Here is a 22,870-nt window from a genome sequence, read left to right on the forward strand (position 1 = left end):
CCGCCCGTACGGGAATCCGTACGGGCGGCTCCGCCGTGCCCGGGCGGGTCAGCCGGCGATGAGCGGGCCGAGCAGCAGGTCGGTGAAGCGGCGGGTCCACTCGGCGGTGATCGGCTCGCCGCTGACCAGGACGCGGTGCTCGACGGTGCCCGCGATGGTGTCGAAGATGATGTCGACCTCCTCGCGGGCCGCCGCGGCGTCGGTGTCCGCGTCGAGCTCGCCGCGCGCCTGGGCGGCCGCCCGGCCCTGGCGGACCAGCCGCTTCTGCGGGTCCACGATGGACTCCCGGATCCGGCGCCGCAGCTGCCGGTCCCGGGTGCCCTCGGCGAACAGCGCGAGCAGCGCGGCCTGGGTCTCCGGGCGGGCCAGCAGGTCGGCGAACTGGGTCACCACGGCCTCGATGTCGGCCCGCAGGCTGCCGAGGTCGGGCATCTCCAGCTCGTCGAAGAGGCTGGCGACGGCGTCCACCACGAGCTCGTTCTTGGACGGCCAGCGGCGGTAGAGGGTGGTCTTGGCGACCCCGGCGCGGCTCGCCACGTGGCCCATGGTCAGGCCGCCCCAGCCGAGTTCGGCCAGCGCCTCGCGGGTGGCGTCGAGGATGGCGCGGTCGGCGGCGGCGCTGCGCGGGCGGCCCTTGGCCCGGATGATCCCTGCGGGCTCCGCGGCCGCCGGGACCCGGGCCGTCGGGGCCTGGTCGGAACAGGCCTGGTCCGGGCTCTCCGGGCTGTCCGGGCTCGCTGGGGGCTGGGCGGCCGGCACCGGGCCTCCTTGCGCTTTACCGGTAAGTAACTTGGGTGGGGCTGGTAACGGTAGCGACTGTTCCCCCGTTCGGGGAGCGGGGCACCCCGGGAAAGTGGGGCAGGTCACGTCCCCGAACCGCCGGTGGGGCTTGCGGGCGGGGCACCGGCTCCAGTTACGCTACGACTCGTAGCGAAAGCAGTGACAACCAGGCGCCGCCTCCTGTGGGACGGGAGCGGCGCGGGCGCGGGTGGGGATCCGCGCCGAACGGTCCAGGCTACCGGGGGAGGGGCACCGCGCCCGGGAATCCGCACCGCGCGGCCCGTGCGGGGCGACTTTCCGGAGGTTGGTGCCCGCGAGCAGCGCGGACGGGGGAGGATGGTGCCATGCAGCCACGGAATTCGCGTCTCAACAGCTCCGCCCTGCGCGGAGCGGTCGACCTCGCCGCAGTGAAGGCGGCCGGCGAAGCCGCCCAGAAGGCCGAGCAGGCCCGGGCCGAGCGGGCCCGTCAGGCGGCGGCCGCCGAGTCGGCCGGAGCGGCCCCGGCCCAGTCCGCCTACCAGCTCGTCATCGACGTCACCGAGGACGACTTCGAGACCGAGGTCGTCCAGCGCTCCACCGAGGTGCCGGTCGTCATCGACTTCTGGGCCGAGTGGTGCGGGCCCTGCAAGCAGCTGAGCCCGGTCCTGGAGGGGCTGGCCGAGGAGTACGCCGGCCGCTTCGTGCTCGCCAAGATCGACGTGGACGCCAACCCGCTGCTCTCCCAGCAGTTCGGCATCCAGGGCATCCCGGCCGTGATGGCCGTGGTCGCCGGCCAGCTGGTGCCGCTGTTCCAGGGCGCGGAGAGCGCCGCCAACGTCCGCAAGATCCTGGACCAGCTGATCCTGGTCGCCGAGCAGCGCTTCGGCGTGTCCGGCGGCGCGGGTGCCCCGGGCGAGGCCGCCCCCGCCGCCCCGCAGCGTCCCGAGGACCCGGCGCTGTCCGCCGCGCACGACGCGCTGGCCGCCGGTGACCTGGGCGGCGCCATCCAGGCGTACCGGAACGTGCTGGCCGACGAGCCGGGCAACACCGAGGCCAAGCTGGGCCTGGCCCAGGCCGAGCTGCTGAAGCGGATCGAGGGCCTGGACCTCCAGACCGTCCGGGCGGCGGCCGCCGCCGACCCGAAGGACGTCGAGGCCCAGCTCAAGGCGGCCGACCTGGACCTGGTCGGCGGTCATGTCGAGGACGCCTTCGGGCGCCTGGTGACCACGGTCGGGCGGACGGCCGGCGAGGACCGGGACACCGCCCGGCTGCGCCTGCTGGAGCTGTTCGAGGTGATCGGCCCGGAGGACCCGCGGGTCGTCGCGGCCCGTACGGCGCTGGCGCGCGTGCTGTTCTGAGCCCGGTTCGGGCCGGGTTCGGGCCCATCCCCGCCCCGGTGCCGGCTCGGTTCCGCGCCGGGTTCGGGCCGGGCGCCTGGCACGGTGGATGACCTGCGGTGTCGTCGGGTGATTTGGCGACAATCCGGTCAACCGCCCAGAGGTTTACCAAATCTTGATTTCACCCGTGGATGGTCACGTCATGTGACCGTCCACGGGTGTTTCGCTTCTGTTTCCGGCGGATTTCGTCCTCACGTTTCCTTCAAGTCGTCACGCAGGGTGCACTTCGGGCCGATTCCATGATCAATGCCACCCAGTGTTGGATTACCCGTCAGTAAGTCACCCCTTGTGCTTCGCCCGGGATTCAAGCACGATCGGCCACGCCCGGTCCCGGGCTCCACGGCCCCCGACCCCGGTCGGTCACGCGGAGTGCGGGATCCCCACCGGGTGATCCGCCGGCTCCGGCCGGCGGGAGGGAGGGCAGGGGGGTATCCGCGGTCCCACGGCGGTTCCTGTCCTTCGACCGGCCGCGCGGCCCTGCGCGGTCGCTGGTTGTCGCTCGGGGGTGATCGCCGATGTCGTCGGTCCTGCCCGCCGCCCCGCAAGGACGGCCGGTGCTTGGACGGGACGCCCGCTGCACGCGGGCCGTTCCCGCGTCCGACGACGCCCAAGGCGCTCTCCGCTACCGAGGACGTAGCTCTCTCCCATCCCAGGCCCCCACCGGTGCGGGACGCACCGCCGGGGAGCCGGAGATGTACGTCCTAGAAGGAGGACTCGCATGTCCCAGACCTACGGCAAGACCCGCTGGAAGCGCTTCGCCCTGGTGATGGTGCCGAGCGTCGCGGCCACCGCGATGGTGGGCGTCTCGATCGCCAACAGCGCGCTCGCCGCCTCGTTCAGCATCTCCGGCCAGCAGTTCAAGGTGAGCACCTCTCACCTGCACGGCACCAACTTCGCCCAGTTCGGCACCGTCGACATCGAGGCCAACGGCACGCCGCACCCGGTCGCCGTCTCGGCCTTCGACCACGCCGACATCGAGAACCTGTGCCAGTCGGTGGTGACCGACCTGTCCGGCTTCGGCCTCGGGAAGATCACCCTCCAGCTGAACGCCGGTACCGAGGCGGGCAAGCCGGTCCAGGCCGACAACCTGCTGATCGACCTGGAGCAGCTGAAGGCGGACGCGACCTTCACCAACATCAACATCGGCCAGGACGCCTCCACCCTCGCCGGCTCGGCGACCCAGGGCTGGTCGCCCCACGCGGCCGTCCAGAAGGCGACCGGGAACAAGGGCCTGCCGACCGGTGCCACCGGCTTCGCCCAGGCCGCCAAGGAGGCCGACCTGACCGGCGTCCAGCAGACCGCCCGGGCCACCTCCGCCGGGACGTTCAAGCTGAACGGCCTGAACCTCTCCCTCAAGAGCGGCGACGGCAAGGGCAACGAGTGCTTCTGAGCCTCGCCTGACGGTGCGCCGGACGGCGTGCCCGAGTGACGGCCCGGGGCCGGGGGCGGTGACAGACCGCCCCCGGCCCACCCCCATTGTTCTTCCCTCGTAGCGACGTCGAGGAGCTGCACCATGTCCAGCGCAACGGTCGAGACGCGGCCCCGCCAGCAGAACCCCGTCGGGTGGCTCTGGCGGCACTTCCGTGAATTCCGCCGCACCAGGCCCTTCTGGGGCGGACTGCTGGCCATGATCGCCGGCGTTCCGATCCTCTACTTCCCCTACGCCCACCTGTCGTTCGGCGGCCTGACCATCGCGATGTCCACCACGGCCGGCGCGGGGTCACTGATCATCGGGATCCTGATGGTCATCCTCGGGCTGACCGCCTGGTTCCAGCCCGCGGTACGGGTCTTCGCCGGCATCGCGACCATCCTGCTGACGCTGGTGTCGATCCCGGTCTCCAACCTCGCGGGCTTCGGCCTGGCGCTGCTGCCGGGCCTGATCGGCGGCGGGCTGATGGTCTCCTGGGCGCCGCTGCCGGAGCCCACCGCCGGGACGGCGGCCAAGGGCCGACGCCGCCGGGCGAAGGGCGCCGACGGCGCCGCGGCCGGGAACGCCGTGGCGCAGAGCATCGCCACCGAGCCGGCCGTTGAGCCGCCGACCGCCGAACTGCCCGCCCAGGGCACGCCGCAGGCCGCCGGGACCGCTGTCGAGAACGCCGCCGTCCCGAAGCAGGGCGGAGCCGTGGAGCAGGAGGAGGCACGGTGACCGGGCCGGCCGAGCAAGCCGACGGCACGACCGTTCCCGCGCCGCGCTCCGGCCGGCACGCGGCCCCGCGCACGTCCGTCCGGGTCCGGCTGAGAGGCCGGGCGCTGGCGATGGCGGCGGTGCCGACCGCGCTGCTGATGGCCGCCGCCTACACGCCCAACCCGGCGGTCGCCGAGTCCGCGGCGGGCAAGCCCTGCGGCACCGCGCCGGCCGTCGTGCCGGACGTCGCGCCGATCGAGACGCCGGTGCCCAAGAGCGAGCTGCCCGAGCCGCCGCCGGGCCCGTCCACCGCGCCGGGTACGGCCCCGACCGCCGCGCCCCCGGCCGGCCCGTCCACCGACCCGGGCTCGGTGCCGACGCAGGCGCCGCCCGGCGCGCCCGTGCAGCAGCCCACCTCGCCGGTCAAGCCGCCGGCCGCCGGGACGGCCACCCCGTCCGCCGAGCAGTCCGCCGCCCGTTCTGCCGCCACCGGCGACGCGGCCGTGTCGGGCGCGGTCCACCAGGGCACCGCCACCGGGACCGGTACGGTGTCCCAGGCCGGGCTGATCGACGACCTGGTCGGCGGCATCACCCGGCTGTTCAACCCGGACGGTTCGCCGAGCAGCCCCGCCCCGGCCACCACCCCGGCGGCGCCGACCACCCCGGCGGCGCCGACCACCCCGGCCGCCCCGGCAGCCCCGCCCGCCCCCGCCCCGCGTACGGGCACCGCGGACCAGCCCGCCCAGCCGCAGGCCCCGGCCGCCGCCGCCCAGCAGGCCGCGCCGCCCGCGACCCAGCCGGCCGCCGGCCGGCCCTCGCCCACCGCGACGCCGAGCGGCAAGGCGAGCACCAAGCCGGCGCCCTCCGCGGACGCCAGGCCGACGCCGTCGGCGACGCCCTCCGCGGGCGCCTCCGGCACCCCGTCCGCCACGCCCACCGAGAACCCCGACTGCGATGTGGACGCCCGCGGCCTGACCGCCGGGGCGGCCGCCTCCGGGCACGTCGTCCCGGAGCAGAACTGGACCCTGAAGACCAGCCGGCTCGCCCTGCACGGCGCGGCGTTCCACGGCGTCTACGACGTGAAGACCCCGACCAGGACCAAGCGCGTGCTGAAGTTCGTGGTCGACAGCGTGGACATCGACAACCTCGACATGTCGACCCTGGAGGGCAACGGCGTCACCTTCCACGTCCAGGGCGCCCCGGGCTCCACCTCGACCATGCGCCAGGGCCCGGTCACCATGTACGTGGAGCGGCTGTCCGGCCACCTCTCCAAGGTGCTCGGCCTGCCGATCCCGATCGACCTGGGCGAGATCACCCTCACCCCGGACACCCTGCCGCGCTGGCTGTACGACCTGATCGGCGCCATCCCGATCCCGCTGGACCTGGAGCTGACCGGCGTCACCGCCAAGCAGGCCGGCCAGTTCGGCGGCACCCTGCACATCCCGGGGATGCACCTGTTCAACGACGACGCCCCCTACAGCGACAAGTGAGCGGGAGCCGACGCCGAAACGCCCGTGGGGCGGCCCTCCCGGAGGAGGACCGCCCCACGGGCGTTCGGGCCTGACGGGTGCTCACTCGCCCCGGGTGCCCAGGTGGTGCACCTGCACCATGTTGGTGGTGCCGGGGATGCCGACCGGGACACCGGCGGTGACGATGACGGTGTCGCCCTCGTCGAGCCGGCGCATCCGCAGCAGCTCCCGGTCGACCTGCGCGACCATCGCGTCGGTGGTGGCCACCTGCTCGGTCACGTACGCCTCGACGCCCCAGCTCAGCGAGAGCTGGTTGCGGGTGGCGGAGTCCGGGGTGAAGGCGATCACCGGGATCGGCGAGCGGTAGCGGGACAGCCGGCGGGCGGTGTCACCGGACTTGGTGAAGGCGACCAGCGCCTTGCCGTCCAGGAAGTCGCCCAGCTCGCACGCGGCGCGGGCGACCGAGCCGCCCTGGGTGCGCGGCTTGCGGCCCGGGTTGAGCGGCTGCAGGCCCTGGGAGACCAGCTCCTCCTCGGCCTTCTCGCAGATCCGGCTCATGGTGCGGACGGTCTCGACCGGGTACTTGCCGACGCTGGACTCGGCGGAGAGCATCACCGCGTCGGCACCGTCCAGGATGGCGTTGGCGACGTCGGAGACCTCGGCGCGGGTCGGGCGCGAGGCGTGGATCATCGACTCCATCATCTGGGTGGCGACGATGACCGGCTTGGCGTTGCGGCGGGCCAGGGTGATCAGCTGCTTCTGGACCAGCGGCACCCGCTCCAGCGGGTACTCGACGGCCAGGTCGCCGCGGGCGACCATGATGGCGTCGAAGGCGAGGACGATCTCCTCCATGGCCTCGACGGCCTGCGGCTTCTCGATCTTGGCGATGACCGGCACCCGGATGCCGACCTCGTCCATGACCTCGTGGACGTCCTTGATGTCGTCCGCGTTGCGGACGAAGGACAGGGCGATCATGTCGACGCCCAGGCGCAGCGCGAAGCGCAGGTCGTCCTTGTCCTTCTCGGACAGGGCGGGCACGTTCACGGCCGCGCCGGGCAGGTTGATGCCCTTGTTGTTCGAGAGCACGCCGCCCTCGACCACCACGGTCCTCACCCGCGGGCCGTCGACGCTGACGACCTCCAGGGCGATGACGCCGTCGTTGATCAGGATCGGGTCGCCGGGCTTCACGTCGCCGGGCAGGCCCTTGTAGGTGGTGCCGCAGATGTGCTGGTCACCGGGGACGTCCTCGGTGGTGATGGTGAACTCGTCGCCGTTGTCGACGGTCACCGGGCCGTTGGCGAAGGTCGCCAGACGGATCTTCGGACCCTGGAGGTCGGCAAGGACGCCGATGGCCTTGCCGGTGTCCTCCGAGACCTGGCGGACCTTGCGGTACCGCTCCTCGTGGTCCGCGTGGTTGCCGTGGCTCATGTTCAGTCGGGCGACGTTCATCCCCGCCTCGACGATGGCCTTCAGCTGTTCGTAGGAGTCCGTCGCCGGACCCAGGGTGCAGACAATTTTCGCTCGGCGCATATGGATCAGTCTATCCGTTCGTGTTATAGGTGCATTCGGCACGCACCGGGAGGAATCGCCGACGAATGGTTCCGAGGAGTGAGACGGTTTCGTGTCAGTCCTCGGACTCCCGGCGTTCCCGGTGCACCAGCGCGAAGGCCTGTCGGGCGATCTCCAGCTCCTCGTCGGTGGGCACCACGGCGACCGCCACCCGGGCGTACTCGGGGGAGACGATCCGGGCCTCGCCGGACCGCACCGAGTTCAGCTCCGGGTCGACGGCGATGCCCAGTTCCTCCAGTCCCGCGGTGGCCGCCGCGCGCACCGGGGCCGCGTTCTCCCCGACGCCTGCGGTGAACGCGATCGCGTCCACCCGGCCCAGCACCGCGTAGTAGCCGCCGATGTACTTGCGCAGCCGGTGGACGTACGAGTCGAACGCCAGCTTCGCGTCCGCGTCCCCGTCGTCGGCCCGGCGCATGATCTCGCGCATGTCGTTCTCGCCGCACAGCCCGCGCAGGCCGCTGCGGCGGTTGAGCAGGTCGTCGATCTCGTCCACGGACAGCCCGCCGACCCGGTGCAGGTGGAACACCACGCCGGCGTCGATGTCGCCCGAACGGGTGCCCATGACCAGGCCCTCCAGCGGGGTCAGGCCCATCGAGGTGTCCACGCAGCGGCCGCCGGCGACCGCCGAGGCGGAGGCGCCGTTGCCCAGGTGCAGCACGATCACGTTGACCTCGGCCGGGTCCTTGCCGAGCAGCCGGGCGGTGGCCCGCGAGACGTACTGGTGCGAGGTGCCGTGGAAGCCGTAGCGGCGCACCCGGTGCTGGTCCGCGACGGCCCGGTCGATCGCGTACCGGGCCGCGTACTCGGGCATCGAGGCGTGGAAGGCGGTGTCGAAGACGGCCACCTGCGGGAGGTCGGGGCGCAGCGCGCGGGCCACCTCGATGCCGGTGATGTTGGCCGGGTTGTGCAGGGGCGCGACCGGGATCAGCCGGCGGATCTCCTTGAGCACCTCGTCGGTGATCACCGTCGGCTCGGTGAACCGCAGGCCGCCGTGCACCACCCGGTGTCCGATCGCGGCCAGCTCGGGGGAGTCCAGCCCGAGGCCGTCGGCGGCCAGCTCCTCGGCGACGGCCTTGAGCGCGGCGGCGTGGTCCGGGAAGACCTGGACGGCCTCGCGCGGCCCGCCGGTGCGCGGGGTGTGCACCAGCCGCCCGCCGGCCTCGCCGATCCGCTCGACCAGCCCGGAGGCAAGCGCGGCCCCGTCCAGCATGTCGATCAGCCGGTACTTCACCGACGAGGAGCCGGCGTTCAGGACGAGAACGCGGGTACCTTCAGTCATGCGCCGGGCTCCTTGCTGTCCGACTCGTGGTTCTGGGCCTGGATGGCGGTGATCGCGACGGTGTTGACGATGTCCTGCACCAGCGCCCCGCGGGAGAGGTCGTTGACGGGCTTGCGCAGCCCCTGCAGCACCGGGCCGACCGCGACCGCGCCGGCCGAGCGCTGGACCGCCTTGTAGGTGTTGTTGCCGGTGTTGAGGTCCGGGAAGACCAGCACGGTGGCCCGTCCGGCCACCGCGGAGCCCGGCAGCTTGGTGGCCGCGACGTGGGCGTCCACCGCCGCGTCGTACTGGATCGGGCCCTCCACCAGGATGTCCGGCCGCAGCTCGCGGACCAGCTCGGTGGCCTTGCGGACCTTGTCGACGTCCGCGCCGGAGCCGGAGGTGCCGGTCGAGTACGACAGCATCGCGACCCTCGGCTCCACCCCGAACTGGGCGGCGGTGGCGGCCGCCTGGATGGCGATGTCGGCCAGCTGCTGGGCGTCCGGGTCGGGGTTGACCGCGCAGTCGCCGTACACCAGCACCTTGTCGGCCAGGCACATGAAGAAGACCGAGGAGACGATCGAGGCGCCCGGCGAGGTCTTGATCACCTCGAAGGCGGGCCGGATGGTGGCGGCGGTGGAGTGCACCGCGCCGGAGACCATGCCGTCCGCGATGCCCTCCTGGACCATCAGGGTGCCGAAGTACGAGACGTCGGTGACCACGTCCAGGGCCAGCTCGACGGTCATCCCCTTGTGGGCGCGCAGTCTCGCGTACAGCTCGGCGAACTGGCGGCGCAGCGGGCTGGTCGCCGGGTCGACGATCCGCACCCGGGCGCGGTCGGCGGCCGGGGCCTCGGCCGGGAGGTCGATGCTCAGGCTCGCGGCCTTGCGGCGGACGGCGTCCACCTCGCCGAGCAGGGTGAGGTCGCAGATGTTGCGGCGCAGCAGGATCTCGGCGGCGCGCAGCACCCGCTCCTCGGTGCCCTCCGGCAGCACGACGTGCCGGCGGGCGGCCCGGGCGCGCTCCAGCAGCTCGTGCTCGAACATCATCGGGGTGACCCGCTCGGACCGGCCGACCTCGATGCGGTCGGTCAACTCGACGGTGTCGACGTGCAGTTCGAACAGGCCGAGGGCGATCTCGGCCTTCCGGGGGCTGGCCGAGGTGAGCTTGCCCTCCAGGTGGGTCAGATGGGCGGCGGTCGGCCAGCTGCCCTCGGGGACGACCGCGACCGGGGTGCCGGGGGCGAGCCGGGCGGCCAGCGCCATCACGTTGGGGCCGGGGTGCTGGCCGAGCGTCAGCAGCACGCCGGCGATCGGCGGGGCGCCGGCGGCGTGCGCGGCCAGCGAGCCGACCACCAGGTCGGCGCGGTCCCCGGGGGTGACCACCAGGGCGCCCTCGGTCAGCGCGTCCAGGAAGGTGGGCAGCATGGCGCCGCCGAAGACGTAGCCGCGCACGTCCCGGGCGAGGCCGGCGGCGTCCCCGAGCAGCACTTCGGCGCCGGTCGCCTCGACCAGCTGCGCGACGGTGGGCGCGGCCAGCGCCGGCTCCTCCGGGATGACGTAGGCGGGGATCGGCAGCTTCTCGCCGAGGGTGCGCTGGATCCGCTGCTTGGCGCCCGGGGCGACCCGGTTGGCGATCATCGCCAGGGTCTCGCAGCCGAGGTCGGTGTACGCCCGGTGGGCGTTGCGGACCTCGGCGGTCACCGTCTCGGCGTCCGCTCCGTGGCCGCCGACCACCGGCAGCACGGCGGCGCCGAACTCGTTGGCCAGCCGGGCGTTGAAGGCCAGTTCGTCCGGGATGCCGGTGTCGGCGAAGTCGGTGCCGAGCACCAGCACCGCCTGGCAGCGCCGCTCCAGCGCGTGGAAGCGGTCGACCAGGACGGAGACCAGCTCGTCCTGCCCGTGGGCGGCCTGCAGCGCGGCGGCGTCCTCGTAGGTGAGGCCGTACAGCTCGGTGCCCGGGAGGTCGAGCCGGTACCGCGCGCGCAGCAGCTCGACGACGTGGTCCGACCCCGACTCGCCGGGCGCGGCCGCGTGCACCAGCGGACGGAACACCCCGACCCGGTCCACCTGGCGGGTGAGCAGTTCCATGACCCCGAGTTCGACGGCCTGTCGGCCGTCCCCCCGGTCGATGCCGGTCACGTACACGCTGCGCGCCACGTGGGTGTCTCCGTCCCGTCGTCTCGGAAAGTGGTCATATCGACCATACCTTCGCACCCCGAACGACCGTCCGCGAGCAGAGGGGCGGGGCTCGGGCAAGGGGCGGAGGTCCCGCCCGGGTGCGCGCCCGGCGGGGCGGGCACCCGGGGCCGCCGGGCGCGTGGCCGAGCGGCCCCGGGCGGGCGGGCCCTCAGCGCACCGGGCGGGCGGGCCCTCAGCGCACCGGGCGGAGCCAGAGGGTGGCGAGCGGGGGGAGGACCAGATCGGCGGAGCGGGGCTGACCGTCCCACTCCACCGGCTCGGCCTTGACCGGGTGGGAGTTGCCGGTGCCGCTGCCGCCGTACTCCTCGGCGTCGGTGTTCAGCACCTCCTCCCACAGCTGCTCGCGGCCCGCCAGCCGGGGCAGGCCGACCCGGTGGCCGTGCCGGACGACCGGCGAGAAGTTGCAGACCGCGACCAGCGGGGAGCCGTCGGCCGCGTACCGGACGAAGGAGAGCAGGTTGTCCTCGGCGGCGCCGCCGTCGAGCCAGCGGAAGCCGTCCGGGACGGTGTCCAGCTCCCACAGTGCCGGGGTGTCGAGGTAGCGCCGGTTGAGGTCGCGGACCAGCCGGCGCACCCCGAGGTGGTCCTCGTGGGCCGGCCACTGCTCGTCGAGCACCCACCACTGCGGGCCCTGCTCGTGGTCCCACTCCGCGCCCTGGGCGAACTCCTGCCCCATGAACAGCAGCTGCTTGCCCGGGTGGGACCACATGAAGCCCAGGTAGGCGCGGTGGTTGGCGCGCTGCTGCCACCAGTCGCCGGGCATCTTGGAGACCAGCGCCTGCTTGCCGTGCACCACCTCGTCGTGCGAGATCGGCAGGACGTAGTTCTCCGAGTAGGCGTACACCATCGAGAAGGTGATCTCGTTGTGGTGGTACTTCCGGTGCACCGGCTCCTTGGACATGTAGACCAGCGAGTCGTGCATCCAGCCCATGTTCCACTTCAGCCCGAAGCCGAGGCCGCCGGCGTCGGTGGGGCGGGTGACCCCGTCCCAGGCGGTGGACTCCTCGGCGACGGTCACCACGCCCGGGCAGCGCCGGTAGACGGTGGCGTTCATCTCCTGGAGGAAGGCGGCCGCGTCCAGGTTCTCCCGGCCGCCGAACCGGTTGGGCGTCCAGGCGCCGCCCTCGCGGGAGTAGTCGAGGTAGAGCATCGAGGCGACGGCGTCCACCCGCAGGCCGTCGACGTGGAACTCCTCGCACCAGTACACCGCGTTGGCGACCAGGAAGTTGCGCACCTCCTTGCGGCCGTAGTCGAACTCCAGCGTCCCCCAGTCCGGGTGCTCGGCGCGCAGCGGGTCGGCCGGCTCGTACAGCGGCTCGCCGTCGAAGCGGGCGAGCGCGAAGTCGTCCTTGGGGAAGTGCGCGGGCACCCAGTCGACGATCACGCCGATGCCGTGCCGGTGCAGGGTGTCCACCAGGTACCGGAAGTCGTCGGGGCCGCCGAGCCGGGCGGTGGGGGCGTAGTAGCCGGACACCTGGTAGCCCCAGGAGCCGCCGAAGGGGTGCTCCATCACCGGCATGAACTCCACGTGGGTGAAGTTCAACTCCTTGAGGTAGCCCGGCAGTTCCTCGGCGATGGCGCGGTAGGTGGTGAGCTCGGGGCGCCAGGACGGCAGGTGCAGCTCGTACACCGACATCGGCGCCCGGTGGTGCGCCGTGCGGGCCCGGCGGGCCATCCAATCGCCGTCCTGCCACGCGTAGTCGGAGGAGGTGACCACCGAGGCGGTGCCGGGCGGGCACTGGGCGGCCCGGGCCAGCGGGTCGGCCTTGTCCAGCACCCAGCCCTGCCGGGTGTGCACCTCGTACTTGTAGCAGGCCCCCTCGGCGAGGCCGGGGACGAACAGCTCCCAGATCCCGGACGAGCCGAGCGAGCGCATCGGGTGCCCGGTGCCGTCCCAGTGGTTGAAGTCGCCGATCAGCCGCACCCCGACGGCGTTCGGCGCCCAGACCGCGAAGGCGGTGCCGGGCACCCCGTCGACGGTGCGCGGGTGCGAGCCGAGCGCGCGCCACAGCTGCTCGTGCCGGCCCTCGGAGATCAGGTGCAGGTCGAGCTCGCCGAGGGTGGGCGCGGCGCGGTAGCCGTCGTGCTGGCGCAGCGGCTCGCCGCCGGGGTACGTCACCAGCAGGGTGTACTCCGGCGGCTCGCCGCCGGCCACCAAGCCGGTGAACAACCCGCCCTGCTGGTGGGTGAGTTCGGCGGGGCCGTGGGCGGTCTCGACGACCACCCGCTCGGCGAACGGGCGCAGCACCCGGATCGCGGTGCCGCCGTGCACCGGGTGCGCGCCGAGCAGGGCGTGCGGGTCGTGGTGCTGCCCGCCCACCAGCCGGTCGACCTCGGCCGGCGGCAGCGGCGCCTCGGGCAGCCGCAGCGCCCCGGCGGGGGCGGGTCGCCCGCTCCCCGCGGGCTCCCCGGCCGCGGGCGGTCGGGCGGTCGGGGGCTCCGGTCCGGTGCCGGTGCCGGTGCCCCCCTCCTCCGCGGTCGCCCGGCGGGCCGCGCGCTCGCGGCCGGCGCGTCCTTCGGCCGCCCGCCCTCCGGCGGGGAGCGGTCCGGCCAGGAAGGTGGCCGGCACGGGGCGGGTGGGGCGGCCGGTCGGGTCGATCGGCGTCACGGCGGGGTCCTCCTGGGACGGGGTGGGCGGGGCCTGCGGACGGGACGGGAAGCGGGGTCAGACGGACAGGGCCAGCCGGTTGATCGCGGCCAGTGGGATCGGCAGCCAGCTCGGCCGGTGCCGGGCCTCGTAGACCACCTCGTACACCGCCTTGTCGATCTCCAGCGCACGCATCAGCTCCGGTGAGGCGGCCGGGTCGGCGCCGCCGCCGGCGGTGTAGCCGGCGCAGTAGGCGGTGCGGTTGCGCTGGGCCCAGGCGGCGGCCAGGTGGGCCAGTTCCGGGTCGACCGGGCCGCCGGCCAGCAGGTGGGCGGCCGCGTAGTCGAAGGAGCGCAGCATCGCGGCGACGTCGCGCAGGGCCGGCTGGGGCTCGCGGCGCTCGTTGACCGACTTGGCCGGCTCGCCCTCGAAGTCCAGCAGCACCCAGCCGTGCGGGGTGCGCATCGCCTGGCCGAGGTGGAGGTCGCCGTGGATGCGCTGGACCGGCAGGCCGTCCGGGTGGGCGTCGGCGAGCTGCTGGAAGGCGGTGCGCAGCGCGGCCCGGAAGCGCAGCAGCCCGGGGACGGCGGCGACGGCGCTGTCCAGCCGGTCGGCCATCGCGCCGGCCAGCCGTCCGGTCTGGGTGCGGTCGAGCCGGGCGACCGGCATCGAGCGGGCCAGCACCCGGTGCACCTCGGCGGTGGCCCGGCCGAGCCGGTGCGCCTCGATGGCGAAGTTGCCGGGGGAGCGGTCGCCCTTGAGCCGGCCGACCTGGTCGAGGGCCAGCTCCCAGCCGTCCTCGGCGTCCGGCAGGTAGCGCTGCAGCAGTCCGAGGGTGGCGGGCTCGGCGCGCTCCATCCGGCTCTCGAACCAGGCGGCGACCCGGGGGATGCGGGTGGAGCCGGCCCGGGAGAGCGCGAGCGAGAGTTCCAGGTCCGGGTTGGTTCCCGGGTGGATGCGGCGGAACAGCTTGAGGATGTACGAGGTGCCGTAGATGACCGAGCTGTTGGACTGCTCGGCGGTGGAGGCCCGCCCGGGGAGGTCGGCGGGCAGTCCGGAGCCGGGGGTGCGGCGGAAGGACAGCGCGCCGAAGCGGTCGCCGGTGGCCAGGTGCTCCAGCAGCCGCCCGGTGAGCTCGGGGTCGTGCACTGCGTCGTAGAGGGTCGCGCCGTCGTAGGGGCCCTGGCTGAGCCGGCCGAGCACGGCGCCGGGCCCGATGTCCCCGAGGCCGCCCGAACGGATGCCGAGCAGCAGCTGGTAGATGTCGCCGTGCGGGGCACCGGCCGTGGTGGCGTGCTCGACCCGCAGCAGCAGGTGCAGCAGGGCCGGGTCGCCGACCTGCAGGGGGGTGCCGACCACCGGGGTGAGGCCGGTGATCGGCCGCCCCTTGCCGGCGTACCAGCGCTGGGTGGGCAGCCATGCGGAGATCAGCGGCAGGGCCGCCTGGACGAGTTCGCTGACGCCCACGGCGGTTCTCCGGGCCCCGGTGCCCCGGGTGCCCGCGGCGGCGGAACCGGCGGCGGAGTCGTCCTGGAGGTGGGCTTGAGAACGGGAGATTTCGGACATGACTCCCTTTCCCCGGAAGCGCGCGGGCTGCCCGGGTCGTGGCCGGGTCCGTCAGTCTTCCGGATTGCGGCGGCGCGGCGGTCGCGGCACGCGAGCACGGCTCGGGTGTCACGCCTTCGTGTGGGTGGCCGTTGGGCTGTTCTCCGTACGCGGTGTGCAGAGAACTCCGGGGGCGCGGGGTTCTACTCGCGCCCCCGGAGGGTCTGGTGGTGCTGTTCATGCTGGTGCGCGGCGTGCGGCGGATCGTTACTTCGATCGCCTGGTCCCGCTCAGGCGCGGGGGCTGCCGGAGCTGGAACCAGTAGAAGCCGTGTCCGGCCAGGGTGAGCAGGTAGGGCCACTCGCCGATCGACGGGAAGCGCACCCCGCCGATCAGCTCGACCGGGTACCGGCCGCCGTACTGCCGCAGATCCAGCTCGGTCGGCTGCGCGAACCGCGAGAAGTTGTTCACGCACATGACCAGGTCCCCCTCGTACTCGCGCACGAAGGCCAGCACGGCGGGGTTGCTGGAGGGCAGCTCGGCGTAGCTCCCGAGGCCGAACGCCGGATTGAGCTTGCGGATCTCGATCATGCGACGCGTCCAGTGCAGCAGCGAACTCGAACTGCTCTGCTGTGCCTCGACGTTGGTCACCTGATAGCCGTACACCGGGTCCATGATGGGCGGCAGACTGAGCCTGCCCGGGTCGGCGGAGGAGAAACCCGCGTTGCGGTCCGGGGTCCACTGCATCGGGGTGCGCACGCCGTCCCGGTCGCCGAGCCAGATGTTGTCGCCCATGCCGATCTCGTCCCCGTAGTAGAGGACCGGCGAGCCGGGCAGCGAGAGCAGCAGGGCGGTGAACAGCTCGATCTGGTTGCGGTCGTTCTCCAGCAGCGGGGCGAGCCGGCGGCGGATGCCCACGTTGGCGCGCATCCGCGGGTCCTTGGCGTACTCCGCGTACATGTAGTCGCGCTCCTCGTCGGTGACCATCTCCAGGGTCAGCTCGTCGTGGTTGCGCAGGAAGATGCCCCACTGGCAGCCGCCGGGGATCCGCGGGGTCTTGGCGAGGATCTCCGACACCGGGTACCGGGACTCCCGGCGCACCGCCATGAAGATCCGCGGCATCACCGGGAAGTGGAACGCCATGTGGCACTCGTCGCCGCCCGAGGTGAAGTCGCCGAAGTAGTCGACGACGTCCTCGGGCCACTGGTTGGCCTCGGCGAGCAGCACGGTGTCCGGGTAGTTGGCGTCGATCTCCTTGCGGACCCGCTGGAGGAACTCGTGGGTCTCCGGCAGGTTCTCGCAGTTGGTGCCCTCGCGGGCGAACAGGTACGGCACCGCGTCCAGCCGGAAGCCGTCGATGCCGAGGTCGAGCCAGAACCGCAGCCCGGCGATCATCTCGTCCTGGACCCGGGGGTTGTCGTAGTTGAGGTCCGGCTGGTGGGAGAAGAAGCGGTGCCAGAAGTACTGCTTGCGGACCGGGTCGTAGGTCCAGTTGGACGTCTCGGTGTCGACGAAGATGATCCGGGCGTCCGGGTACTGCTTGTCGTCGTCGGCCCACATGTAGAAGTCGCCGTACGGCCCGTCCGGGTCGGTCCGGGAGGCCTGGAACCACGGGTGCTGGTCGCTGGTGTGGTTCATGACGAAGTCGATGATGATGCGCATGCCGCGGGCGTGCGCGGCGTCGACGAACTCCATGAAGTCGGCGAGGTCGCCGAACTCCGGCAGCACCGACGTGTAGTCGGACACGTCGTAGCCGCCGTCGCGCAGCGGCGAGGCGAAGAACGGGGGGAGCCAGAGGCAGTCGATCCCGAGCCACTGGAGGTAGTCGAGCCTGGCCGTGAGCCCCTTGAGGTCCCCGACCCCGTCGCCGTTGCTGTCCTGGAAGGACCGCACCAGCACCTCGTAGAAGACCGCACGCTTGAACCACTCGGGGTCGAGCTTCTTCTTCGAGGTCTCGGGGAAGGTGTCGGGGACGGGCTCGTTCACTGTCACGCTGGGTTCCTCCGAACCGTGAGGAGGTGAGCCGGCTCGGCTGAGGGATCGAGCCGGACGTAGTTGCGCCGGCCCCAGGTGTAGACGGCGCCGGTGAGCTCGTCGTGCACCGCGTAGGGGCCGTCGCCGTCGAGCGTGACGGTGGCCTCCTGGACGTGGTGCGGGTCGAGGTTCACCACGGTGATGACCTGGTCGGTGAGCCCCTCGGGGGTGGTCGCGGTCTTGGAGTAGGCGAGCACCTGGTCGTTGTCGGTCGGGTGGAAGCGCAGGTCGCGCAGCTGCTGGAGGGCGGGGTGGCGGCGGCGCAGCCGGTTCAGCACGGTCAGCAGCGGGGCCAGGGTGTCGGTGCGGCTCCAGTCGCGCGGGCGCAGTTCGAACTTCTCCGAGTGCAGGTACTCCTCGGAGCCCGGGTGGGCCGGCTCGTTCTCGTACAGCTCGTAGCCGGCGTAGACGCCGTAGCTGGGGGAGAGGGTGGCGGCGAGCACCGCGCGGACCGCGAAGGCGGCCCGGCCGCCGTGCTGGAGGTACTCGTGCAGGATGTCCGGGGTGTTGGTGAAGAAGTTGGGCCGCATGTACGCGGCCGCGTCACCGCTGAGTTCGGTGAGGTACTCGGTGAGTTCCGGTTTGGTGGTGCGCCAGGTGAAGTACGTGTACGACTGGTGGAACCCGATCTTCGCCAGGGTGTGCATCATCGCCGGGCGGGTGAAGGCCTCCGCCAGGAAGACCACGTCGGGGTCCGTCCGGGCGACGTCGGCGAGCACCTTCTCCCAGAACACCACCGGCTTGGTGTGGGGGTTGTCGACCCGGAAGATCCGGACCCCGCGGGACATCCAGAACCGGAGGATCCGGATGGTTTCCTTGACGATTCCGTCCATGTCCTGGTCGAAGTTGATCGGATAGATGTCCTGGTACTTCTTCGGCGGATTCTCGGCGTACGCGATGGTGCCGTCCGCGCGGTGGCTGAACCATTCCGGATGCTTGTTCACCCACGGGTGGTCGGGGGAGCACTGGAGGGCGAAGTCCAGCGCGACCTCCAGGTGCAGCGCCCGCGCCTCGGCGACGAAGTGGTCGAAGTCCTCGATGGTGCCGAGGTCCGGGTGGACGGCGTCGTGGCCGCCCTCGGGGGAGCCGATCGCCCAGGGCGAGCCGACGTCGTGCGGACCGGCCGTCAGGGTGTTGTCCGGGCCCTTGCGGAAGGCTCGGCCGATCGGGTGGACCGGCGGCAGGTAGACCACGTCGAAGCCCATCGCGGCGACCGCCGGCAGCCGCTCGGCAGCGGTGCGCAGGGTGCCGGAGCGCGGCGGCTCGACGCCGGCCGGATCCACCACGGCGCCCTCCGAACGGGGGAAGAACTCGTACCAGGAGCCGAACAGCGCGCGCTCGCGGTCCACCTGGAGCGGCAGCGGGCGGGAGGCGCTGAGCAGCTCGCGCAGCGGGTGGCGGGCCAGCACGTCGAGCACCTCGGGGGCGAGCGCGGCGGCCAGCCGGGACAGCGGCGGCATGGTCGGGTCGCGCAGCGCGTCGGCGGCGGCCAGCACGTCGGCGCGGCCCTCCTTCTTGGGCACCCCGGCCGCGGCCCGCTCCAGCAGCCGGGCGCCCTCCTCCAGGACCAGCGCGGTGTCGATCCCGGCGGGCAGCTTCACCGAGGCGGTCCGGCGCCAGGTGGCGACCGGGTCGCTCCACGCCTCCACCAGGTACGACCAGCGGCCGGGCGCGGTCGGGGTGACGTACGCGCCCCAGCGGTCGGTGCCCTCGGCCAGCTCGCGCATCGGCGTCCACGGGCCGCTGCGGCCGCGCGGGTCGCGCAGCACCACGTTGGCGTTGACGGCGTCGTGGCCCTCGCGGAAGACGGTCGCGGTGACCAGGAAGGTCTCGCCGACGACCGCCTTGGCCGGGCGGCGGCCGGCGTCGACGAGGGGACTGACGTCCAGGACGGGGATGCGGCCGATCACGGTGTCGCTCTCTGTCGTCTTGCGGGCGGAGGGCTTGCGAGCGGTGGACTTCCGGGCGGGCGCCCGGGTGGCCGGCGCCCCCGTGGCGGCGGCCTCCGGCGTGGCGGCCTTCGCGGCGCCGGCCTTGGAGGCGCCGGCCTTCGGGGCGGTGGCGGTGGCGCGGCGCGTGGTGGTGCGCCTGCGGGGTGCCGCCGCCGGGTCCTCCTCGGCCCCGGGGTGCCGGGCCGCCGCGGAGGGCTGGGCTTCGGAGGATCCGCCACGGACCGCCCCGGACGCCCTCGGCGCCGGCATCGCCGGATCTGTCCGAGTGTCAGAATCCATCCGTCCGGCGGATTCCGCGACCGCTGCGTCGTGGCCTTCGGCCACCGGTGTGGACTGGTCCCGCGTGTCGCCGTGCATGCCAAGCTCCTGCCCGAGATCGGCGGCAGCTCCCCGCGGGCCGGGGTCGGGCCGGGGGAGTACCGGAGGACTGCTGGGTGGGGAGGACGTGCGACCGGAGCCTGCCCGCGCCGCTGTTCCCGGCAACCTGCCCGGCGTCCGCCGGGCCGGTGGCGGGACGTCCCGGAGCCCGTGTGCGTCCCGGCGCACGCCTCCGCGGGGCACGTCCCCGACCGACCCGGTCCACCCGTGAACGAGCGGGCCGGGGGCGAGGACACGCGTCCGCGCGCGGCGGGCGCCGAATGGGCTAAGAAGGACGGGAACGGCCAACGCGAAAAGGATTCGGACGTGCTGCTTCGCGGGGGACGCCACCCGTCGTCGCACTCCCCACAGCATCAGCGGCCTTCGGTCATCCTCGCACCGGCGGCGAGGTTTTCGCAGCGGTACGACAGTAGTTTCGGGCCTTCTCCCGGGCGGACACACGATCGGAAATGGCCCCGTACCGAAGAGTTCACGTATTGGTAGCGCGGGCCCCCGAAATGTGCGCCCCGCGCGCCCCCCGTACAGACCAATGCGCCGAATGCGATCTCATCAATAGCCCGAACGGGCGCCCAATAGCCCACTTGACGCACTGTCGGGCCGACCGCCGCGGCTACGCTTCACGCCGTGAAGGCAATCCGCAGATTCACCGTCCGCACCGTCCTGCCCGAACAACTCCAGCCGTTGCACGAGCTGGCCCTCAACCTGCGCTGGTCCTGGCACCCCGAGACCAGGGACCTCTTCCGGTCCGTGGACCCGGAGGTCTGGGCCGCGACCGGCGAGGACCCGGTGCGGCTGCTCGGGGAGGTCCCGGCCGCCCGACTGGCCGCACTCGCCACCGACCGGCGCTTCCTGCGCAGACTCGGCGACCTCGCCGACGACCTGCGCGAGTACCTCACCGGCCCCCGCTGGTACCAGACCCGGCAGCAGTCCGACGCCGCCCCGCTGCCCGCCGCGATCGCCTACTTCTCGCCCGAGTACGGCATCGCCGCCGCGCTGCCCCAGTACTCCGGCGGGCTCGGCATCCTGGCCGGCGACCACCTCAAGGCCGCCAGCGACCTCGGCGTGCCGGTCATCGGCGTCGGCCTGTTCTACCGGCACGGCTACTTCCGCCAGTCCCTGAGCCGGGACGGCTGGCAGCAGGAGCGCTATCCGCTGCTCGATCCGGACGAACTCGCGGTCAGCCTGCTGCGGGAGGCCGACGGCACCCCCGGCCGGGTGGACCTCGCCCTGCCCGGCGGCCGCACCCTGGCCGCCCACATCTGGAAGGCCCAGGTCGGGCGGGTCCCGCTGCTGCTGCTCGACTCCGACATCGAGGCCAACTCGCCCGCCGAGCGGGACGTCACCGACCGGCTGTACGGCGGCGGCAGCGAGCACCGGCTGCTCCAGGAGATGCTGCTCGGCATCGGCGGCGTCCGGGCGGTGCGGGCTTACTGCCGGCTCACCGGGCACCCCGCCCCCGACGTCTTCCACACCAACGAGGGCCACGCCGGCTTCCTCGGCGTGGAGCGCATTCGGGAGCTGGTCGCCGACGGCCGGAACGGCCTCGACTTCGCCGCGGCCCTGGAGACCGTCCGGGCCGGCACCCTCTTCACCACCCACACGCCCGTCCCGGCCGGCATCGACCGCTTCGACCGCGAGCTGGTCGCCCGCCACTTCGGCGGCGACGCCGCGCTGCCGGGCGTGCCGGTCGACCAGGTGCTCGCGCTCGGCGCCGAGAGCTGGCACGACGGGGACCCGAAGCTGTTCAACATGGCCGCCATGGGCCTGCGGCTGGCCCAGCGCGCCAACGGGGTCTCCACCCTGCACGGCGAGGTCAGCCGCTCGATGTTCAACGGCCTGTGGCCCGGCTTCGACGCCGCCGAGGTGCCGATCACCTCGGTCACCAACGGCGTGCACGCCGCCACCTGGATCGACCCGGCGGTGGTCCGGCTCGGCGCCGCCGAACTCGGCGCCGAACGCGCCGAGGAGGCCATGACCACCGGTGAGACCGGGCGCTGGACGGGCCTGGAGCGGATCGGCAACACCGAGGTCTGGGAGCTGCGGCGCGCCCTGCGGGCCCAGCTGGTGGAGGAGGCCCGCCGCCGGCTGCACGCATCCTGGCGCCGGCGCGGGGCCGGCGGGGCCGAGCTCGGCTGGGTCTCCTCGGTGCTCGACCCCGACGTGCTCACCATCGGCTTCGCCCGCCGGGTGCCCTCGTACAAGCGGCTCACCCTGATGCTGCGCGACCCGGAGCGGCTGCGCGCCCTGCTGCTGCACCCCACCCGGCCGGTGCAGGTCGTGGTCGCCGGCAAGGCCCACCCGGCCGACGACGGCGGCAAGCGGCTGATCCAGCAGATGGTCGCCTTCGCCGACGACCCGGCGGTGCGGCACCGGATCGTCTTCCTGCCGGACTACGACATGGCGATGGCCCAGCGCCTCTACCCGGGGTGCGACGTCTGGCTGAACAACCCGCTGCGCCCGCTGGAGGCCTGCGGCACCTCCGGGATGAAGGCCGCGCTCAACGGCTGCCTCAACCTGTCCGTCCTGGACGGCTGGTGGGACGAGTGGTACGACGGCCGAAACGGCTGGGCGATCCCCACCGCCGACGAGGGCGGCGGGGCGCTCGACCCGGACAGCGGCGAGGCCGAGCGGCGCGACGACATCGAGGCGGCCGCGCTCTACGACCTGATCGAGAACCAGGTCGCCGCCCGGTTCTACGACCGGGACGCGGACGGGCTGCCGCAGCAGTGGATCGCCATGGTCCGGCACACCCTGGTCACCCTCGGGCCCAAGGTGCTGGCCGGGCGGATGGTCCGGGAGTACGTCGAACGGCTGTACGCCCCGGCGGCGCAGGCCCAGCGGGAGCTGGTGGGTGAGCACCCGGAGGCGAGCGGGCGAGTCACCCTCCCGCCCCGAGCCGAAGGGCGCGCCGGTGGCGAAGGTGAGGAGCGACAAGCGATCGACGGAGGAGGGAGTGCCGGAGCGACGACCGTCGGCGCCGGGTCCGAGCGCCCGGAGGCGAGCGGGCGAGTAGCAGCCGGGCGGTTCACCGGCGCCCGCGAGCTGGCGGTCTGGAAGGCGAAGGTCCGCGAGGCGTGGCCGGCCGTGCGGGTCGAGCACGTCGAGGCGGACTGCCCGGCCGAGGCGCAGGAGCTGGGCAGCTCGCTGGCGCTGCGGGTGCAGGTCGCGCTCGGGGCGCTGGAACCGGGCGACGTCGAGGTGCAGGTGGTCTCCGGCCGGGTGGACGAGCGGGACCGGATCTCGGACGCCTGCCTGCTCGCCCTCAAGCCGGTCGGCGGGCCCGACCTGGACGGCCGCACCCGCTACGAGGGCTCGCTGGAGCTGTGCCGGACCGGTCCGTTCGGCTACACCGTCCGGGTGCTGCCCGCGCACCCGCGGCTGGCCTCGCCGGCCGAGTTGGGGCTGGTCGCCCTGCCCGCCGAGTCGGCCGGGATGGACGCCGGACTGCTGCGCTGACCGCACGGACGGCCGCCGTCCCGCCGAGGCGGACGGCGGCCGCCCACGCGGCACCGCCGTGAACCGGGCGCACGGCCGCGGCCGTACCTCCGGTCGGGAAGTGGGGTGGCCCGTCCGGGTGCGTGACGGCGCACCCGGAC

13 protein-coding genes are annotated in these 22,870 nt (G+C 73.3%); 5 read left to right on the forward strand and 8 right to left on the reverse strand.

Translation table 11 applies throughout. From position 1 onward, the window contains the following. Nucleotides 1-48 precede the first annotated feature (48 nt). A complete protein-coding gene (locus ACZ5GH_RS23320) occupies nt 49-648 on the reverse strand; it encodes a TetR/AcrR family transcriptional regulator (RefSeq protein WP_387750611.1) in 600 nt (199 codons plus the stop codon). Nucleotides 649-1,124: 476 nt separating this feature from the next. Here ACZ5GH_RS23320 and ACZ5GH_RS23325 point away from each other — a divergent pair, with 476 nt between their 5' ends. From ACZ5GH_RS23325 to ACZ5GH_RS23340, 4 genes are all read left to right on the forward strand, one after another. After that, on the forward strand, nt 1,125-2,117 hold the full coding sequence (locus ACZ5GH_RS23325) for a tetratricopeptide repeat protein (protein ID WP_464335163.1): 993 nt from the start codon (nt 1,125-1,127) through the stop codon (nt 2,115-2,117). 757 nt (nt 2,118-2,874) lie between these two features. Next, nucleotides 2,875-3,546, forward strand: a complete 672-nt coding sequence (locus tag ACZ5GH_RS23330; RefSeq protein WP_387750397.1) for a DUF6230 family protein — start codon at nt 2,875-2,877, stop codon at nt 3,544-3,546. A gap of 123 nt (nt 3,547-3,669) precedes the next feature. Then, complete coding sequence (locus ACZ5GH_RS23335) at nt 3,670-4,302, forward strand: DUF6114 domain-containing protein (RefSeq protein WP_464335164.1); 633 nt, start codon at nt 3,670-3,672, stop codon at nt 4,300-4,302. Further along, nucleotides 4,299-5,771, forward strand: coding sequence for a DNA polymerase III subunit gamma/tau domain-containing protein (locus ACZ5GH_RS23340; RefSeq protein WP_464335165.1), 1,473 nt, complete (start codon nt 4,299-4,301; stop codon nt 5,769-5,771). The genes ACZ5GH_RS23335 and ACZ5GH_RS23340 overlap by 4 nt, the downstream gene beginning before the upstream one ends. An 81-nt stretch (nt 5,772-5,852) precedes the next feature. Here ACZ5GH_RS23340 and pyk read toward each other — a convergent pair whose 3' ends face one another. The 7 genes from pyk to ACZ5GH_RS23375 form a co-directional block, all read right to left on the reverse strand. Next, nucleotides 5,853-7,280 (reverse strand): pyruvate kinase, encoded by a 1,428-nt coding sequence (gene pyk / locus ACZ5GH_RS23345; RefSeq protein WP_387750405.1) that lies wholly within the window; start codon nt 7,278-7,280, stop codon nt 5,853-5,855. Nucleotides 7,281-7,374: 94 nt separating this feature from the next. Continuing rightward, complete coding sequence (locus tag ACZ5GH_RS23350; protein ID WP_387750407.1) at nt 7,375-8,598, reverse strand: acetate kinase; 1,224 nt, start codon at nt 8,596-8,598, stop codon at nt 7,375-7,377. After that, nucleotides 8,595-10,736 carry a phosphate acetyltransferase gene (gene pta, locus ACZ5GH_RS23355; protein ID WP_464335166.1) on the reverse strand — a complete coding sequence of 714 codons (2,142 nt, stop codon included), beginning with the start codon at nt 10,734-10,736 and terminating at the stop codon, nt 8,595-8,597. Before pta ends, ACZ5GH_RS23350 begins: the two co-directional genes overlap by 4 nt. A gap of 214 nt (nt 10,737-10,950) precedes the next feature. After that, the gene (gene glgB, locus ACZ5GH_RS23360; protein WP_464335167.1) at nt 10,951-13,386 is read right to left on the reverse strand and encodes a 1,4-alpha-glucan branching enzyme; all 2,436 of its coding nucleotides are present in this window, start codon (nt 13,384-13,386) and stop codon (nt 10,951-10,953) included. Between the two features lie 57 nt (nt 13,387-13,443). Then, nucleotides 13,444-14,931: a maltokinase N-terminal cap-like domain-containing protein gene (locus ACZ5GH_RS23365; protein WP_387750416.1), complete on the reverse strand. Its 1,488-nt coding sequence runs from the start codon at nt 14,929-14,931 to the stop codon at nt 13,444-13,446. A gap of 246 nt (nt 14,932-15,177) precedes the next feature. Then, the gene (gene treS, locus ACZ5GH_RS23370; RefSeq protein ID WP_387750418.1) at nt 15,178-16,902 is read right to left on the reverse strand and encodes a maltose alpha-D-glucosyltransferase; all 1,725 of its coding nucleotides are present in this window, start codon (nt 16,900-16,902) and stop codon (nt 15,178-15,180) included. After that, nucleotides 16,899-18,854: an alpha-1,4-glucan--maltose-1-phosphate maltosyltransferase gene (locus ACZ5GH_RS23375; RefSeq protein WP_387750614.1), complete on the reverse strand. Its 1,956-nt coding sequence runs from the start codon at nt 18,852-18,854 to the stop codon at nt 16,899-16,901. Before ACZ5GH_RS23375 ends, treS begins: the two co-directional genes overlap by 4 nt. 1,044 nt (nt 18,855-19,898) lie before the next feature. Between ACZ5GH_RS23375 and glgP the strand changes: the two genes are divergently transcribed. After that, a complete protein-coding gene (glgP, locus tag ACZ5GH_RS23380) occupies nt 19,899-22,730 on the forward strand; it encodes an alpha-glucan family phosphorylase (RefSeq protein ID WP_387750421.1) in 2,832 nt (943 codons plus the stop codon). Nucleotides 22,731-22,870 lie beyond the last annotated feature (140 nt).

Source organism: Kitasatospora sp. Xyl93 (assembly GCF_055383135.1).

What these genes read in the sequence shown, in the direction of transcription:
- ACZ5GH_RS23325 (WP_464335163.1), top strand. Translation starts at nt 1,125, where the DNA reads ATGCAGCCACGGAATTCGCGTCTCAACAGCTCCGCCCTGCGCGGAGCG.
- ACZ5GH_RS23330 (WP_387750397.1), top strand. Translation starts at nt 2,875, where the DNA reads ATGTCCCAGACCTACGGCAAGACCCGCTGGAAGCGCTTCGCCCTGGTG.
- ACZ5GH_RS23335 (WP_464335164.1), top strand. Translation starts at nt 3,670, where the DNA reads ATGTCCAGCGCAACGGTCGAGACGCGGCCCCGCCAGCAGAACCCCGTC.
- pyk (WP_387750405.1), bottom strand. Translation starts at nt 7,280, where the DNA reads ATGCGCCGAGCGAAAATTGTCTGCACCCTGGGTCCGGCGACGGACTCC.
- ACZ5GH_RS23350 (WP_387750407.1), bottom strand. Translation starts at nt 8,598, where the DNA reads ATGACTGAAGGTACCCGCGTTCTCGTCCTGAACGCCGGCTCCTCGTCG.
- ACZ5GH_RS23365 (WP_387750416.1), bottom strand. Translation starts at nt 14,931, where the DNA reads ATGTCCGAAATCTCCCGTTCTCAAGCCCACCTCCAGGACGACTCCGCC.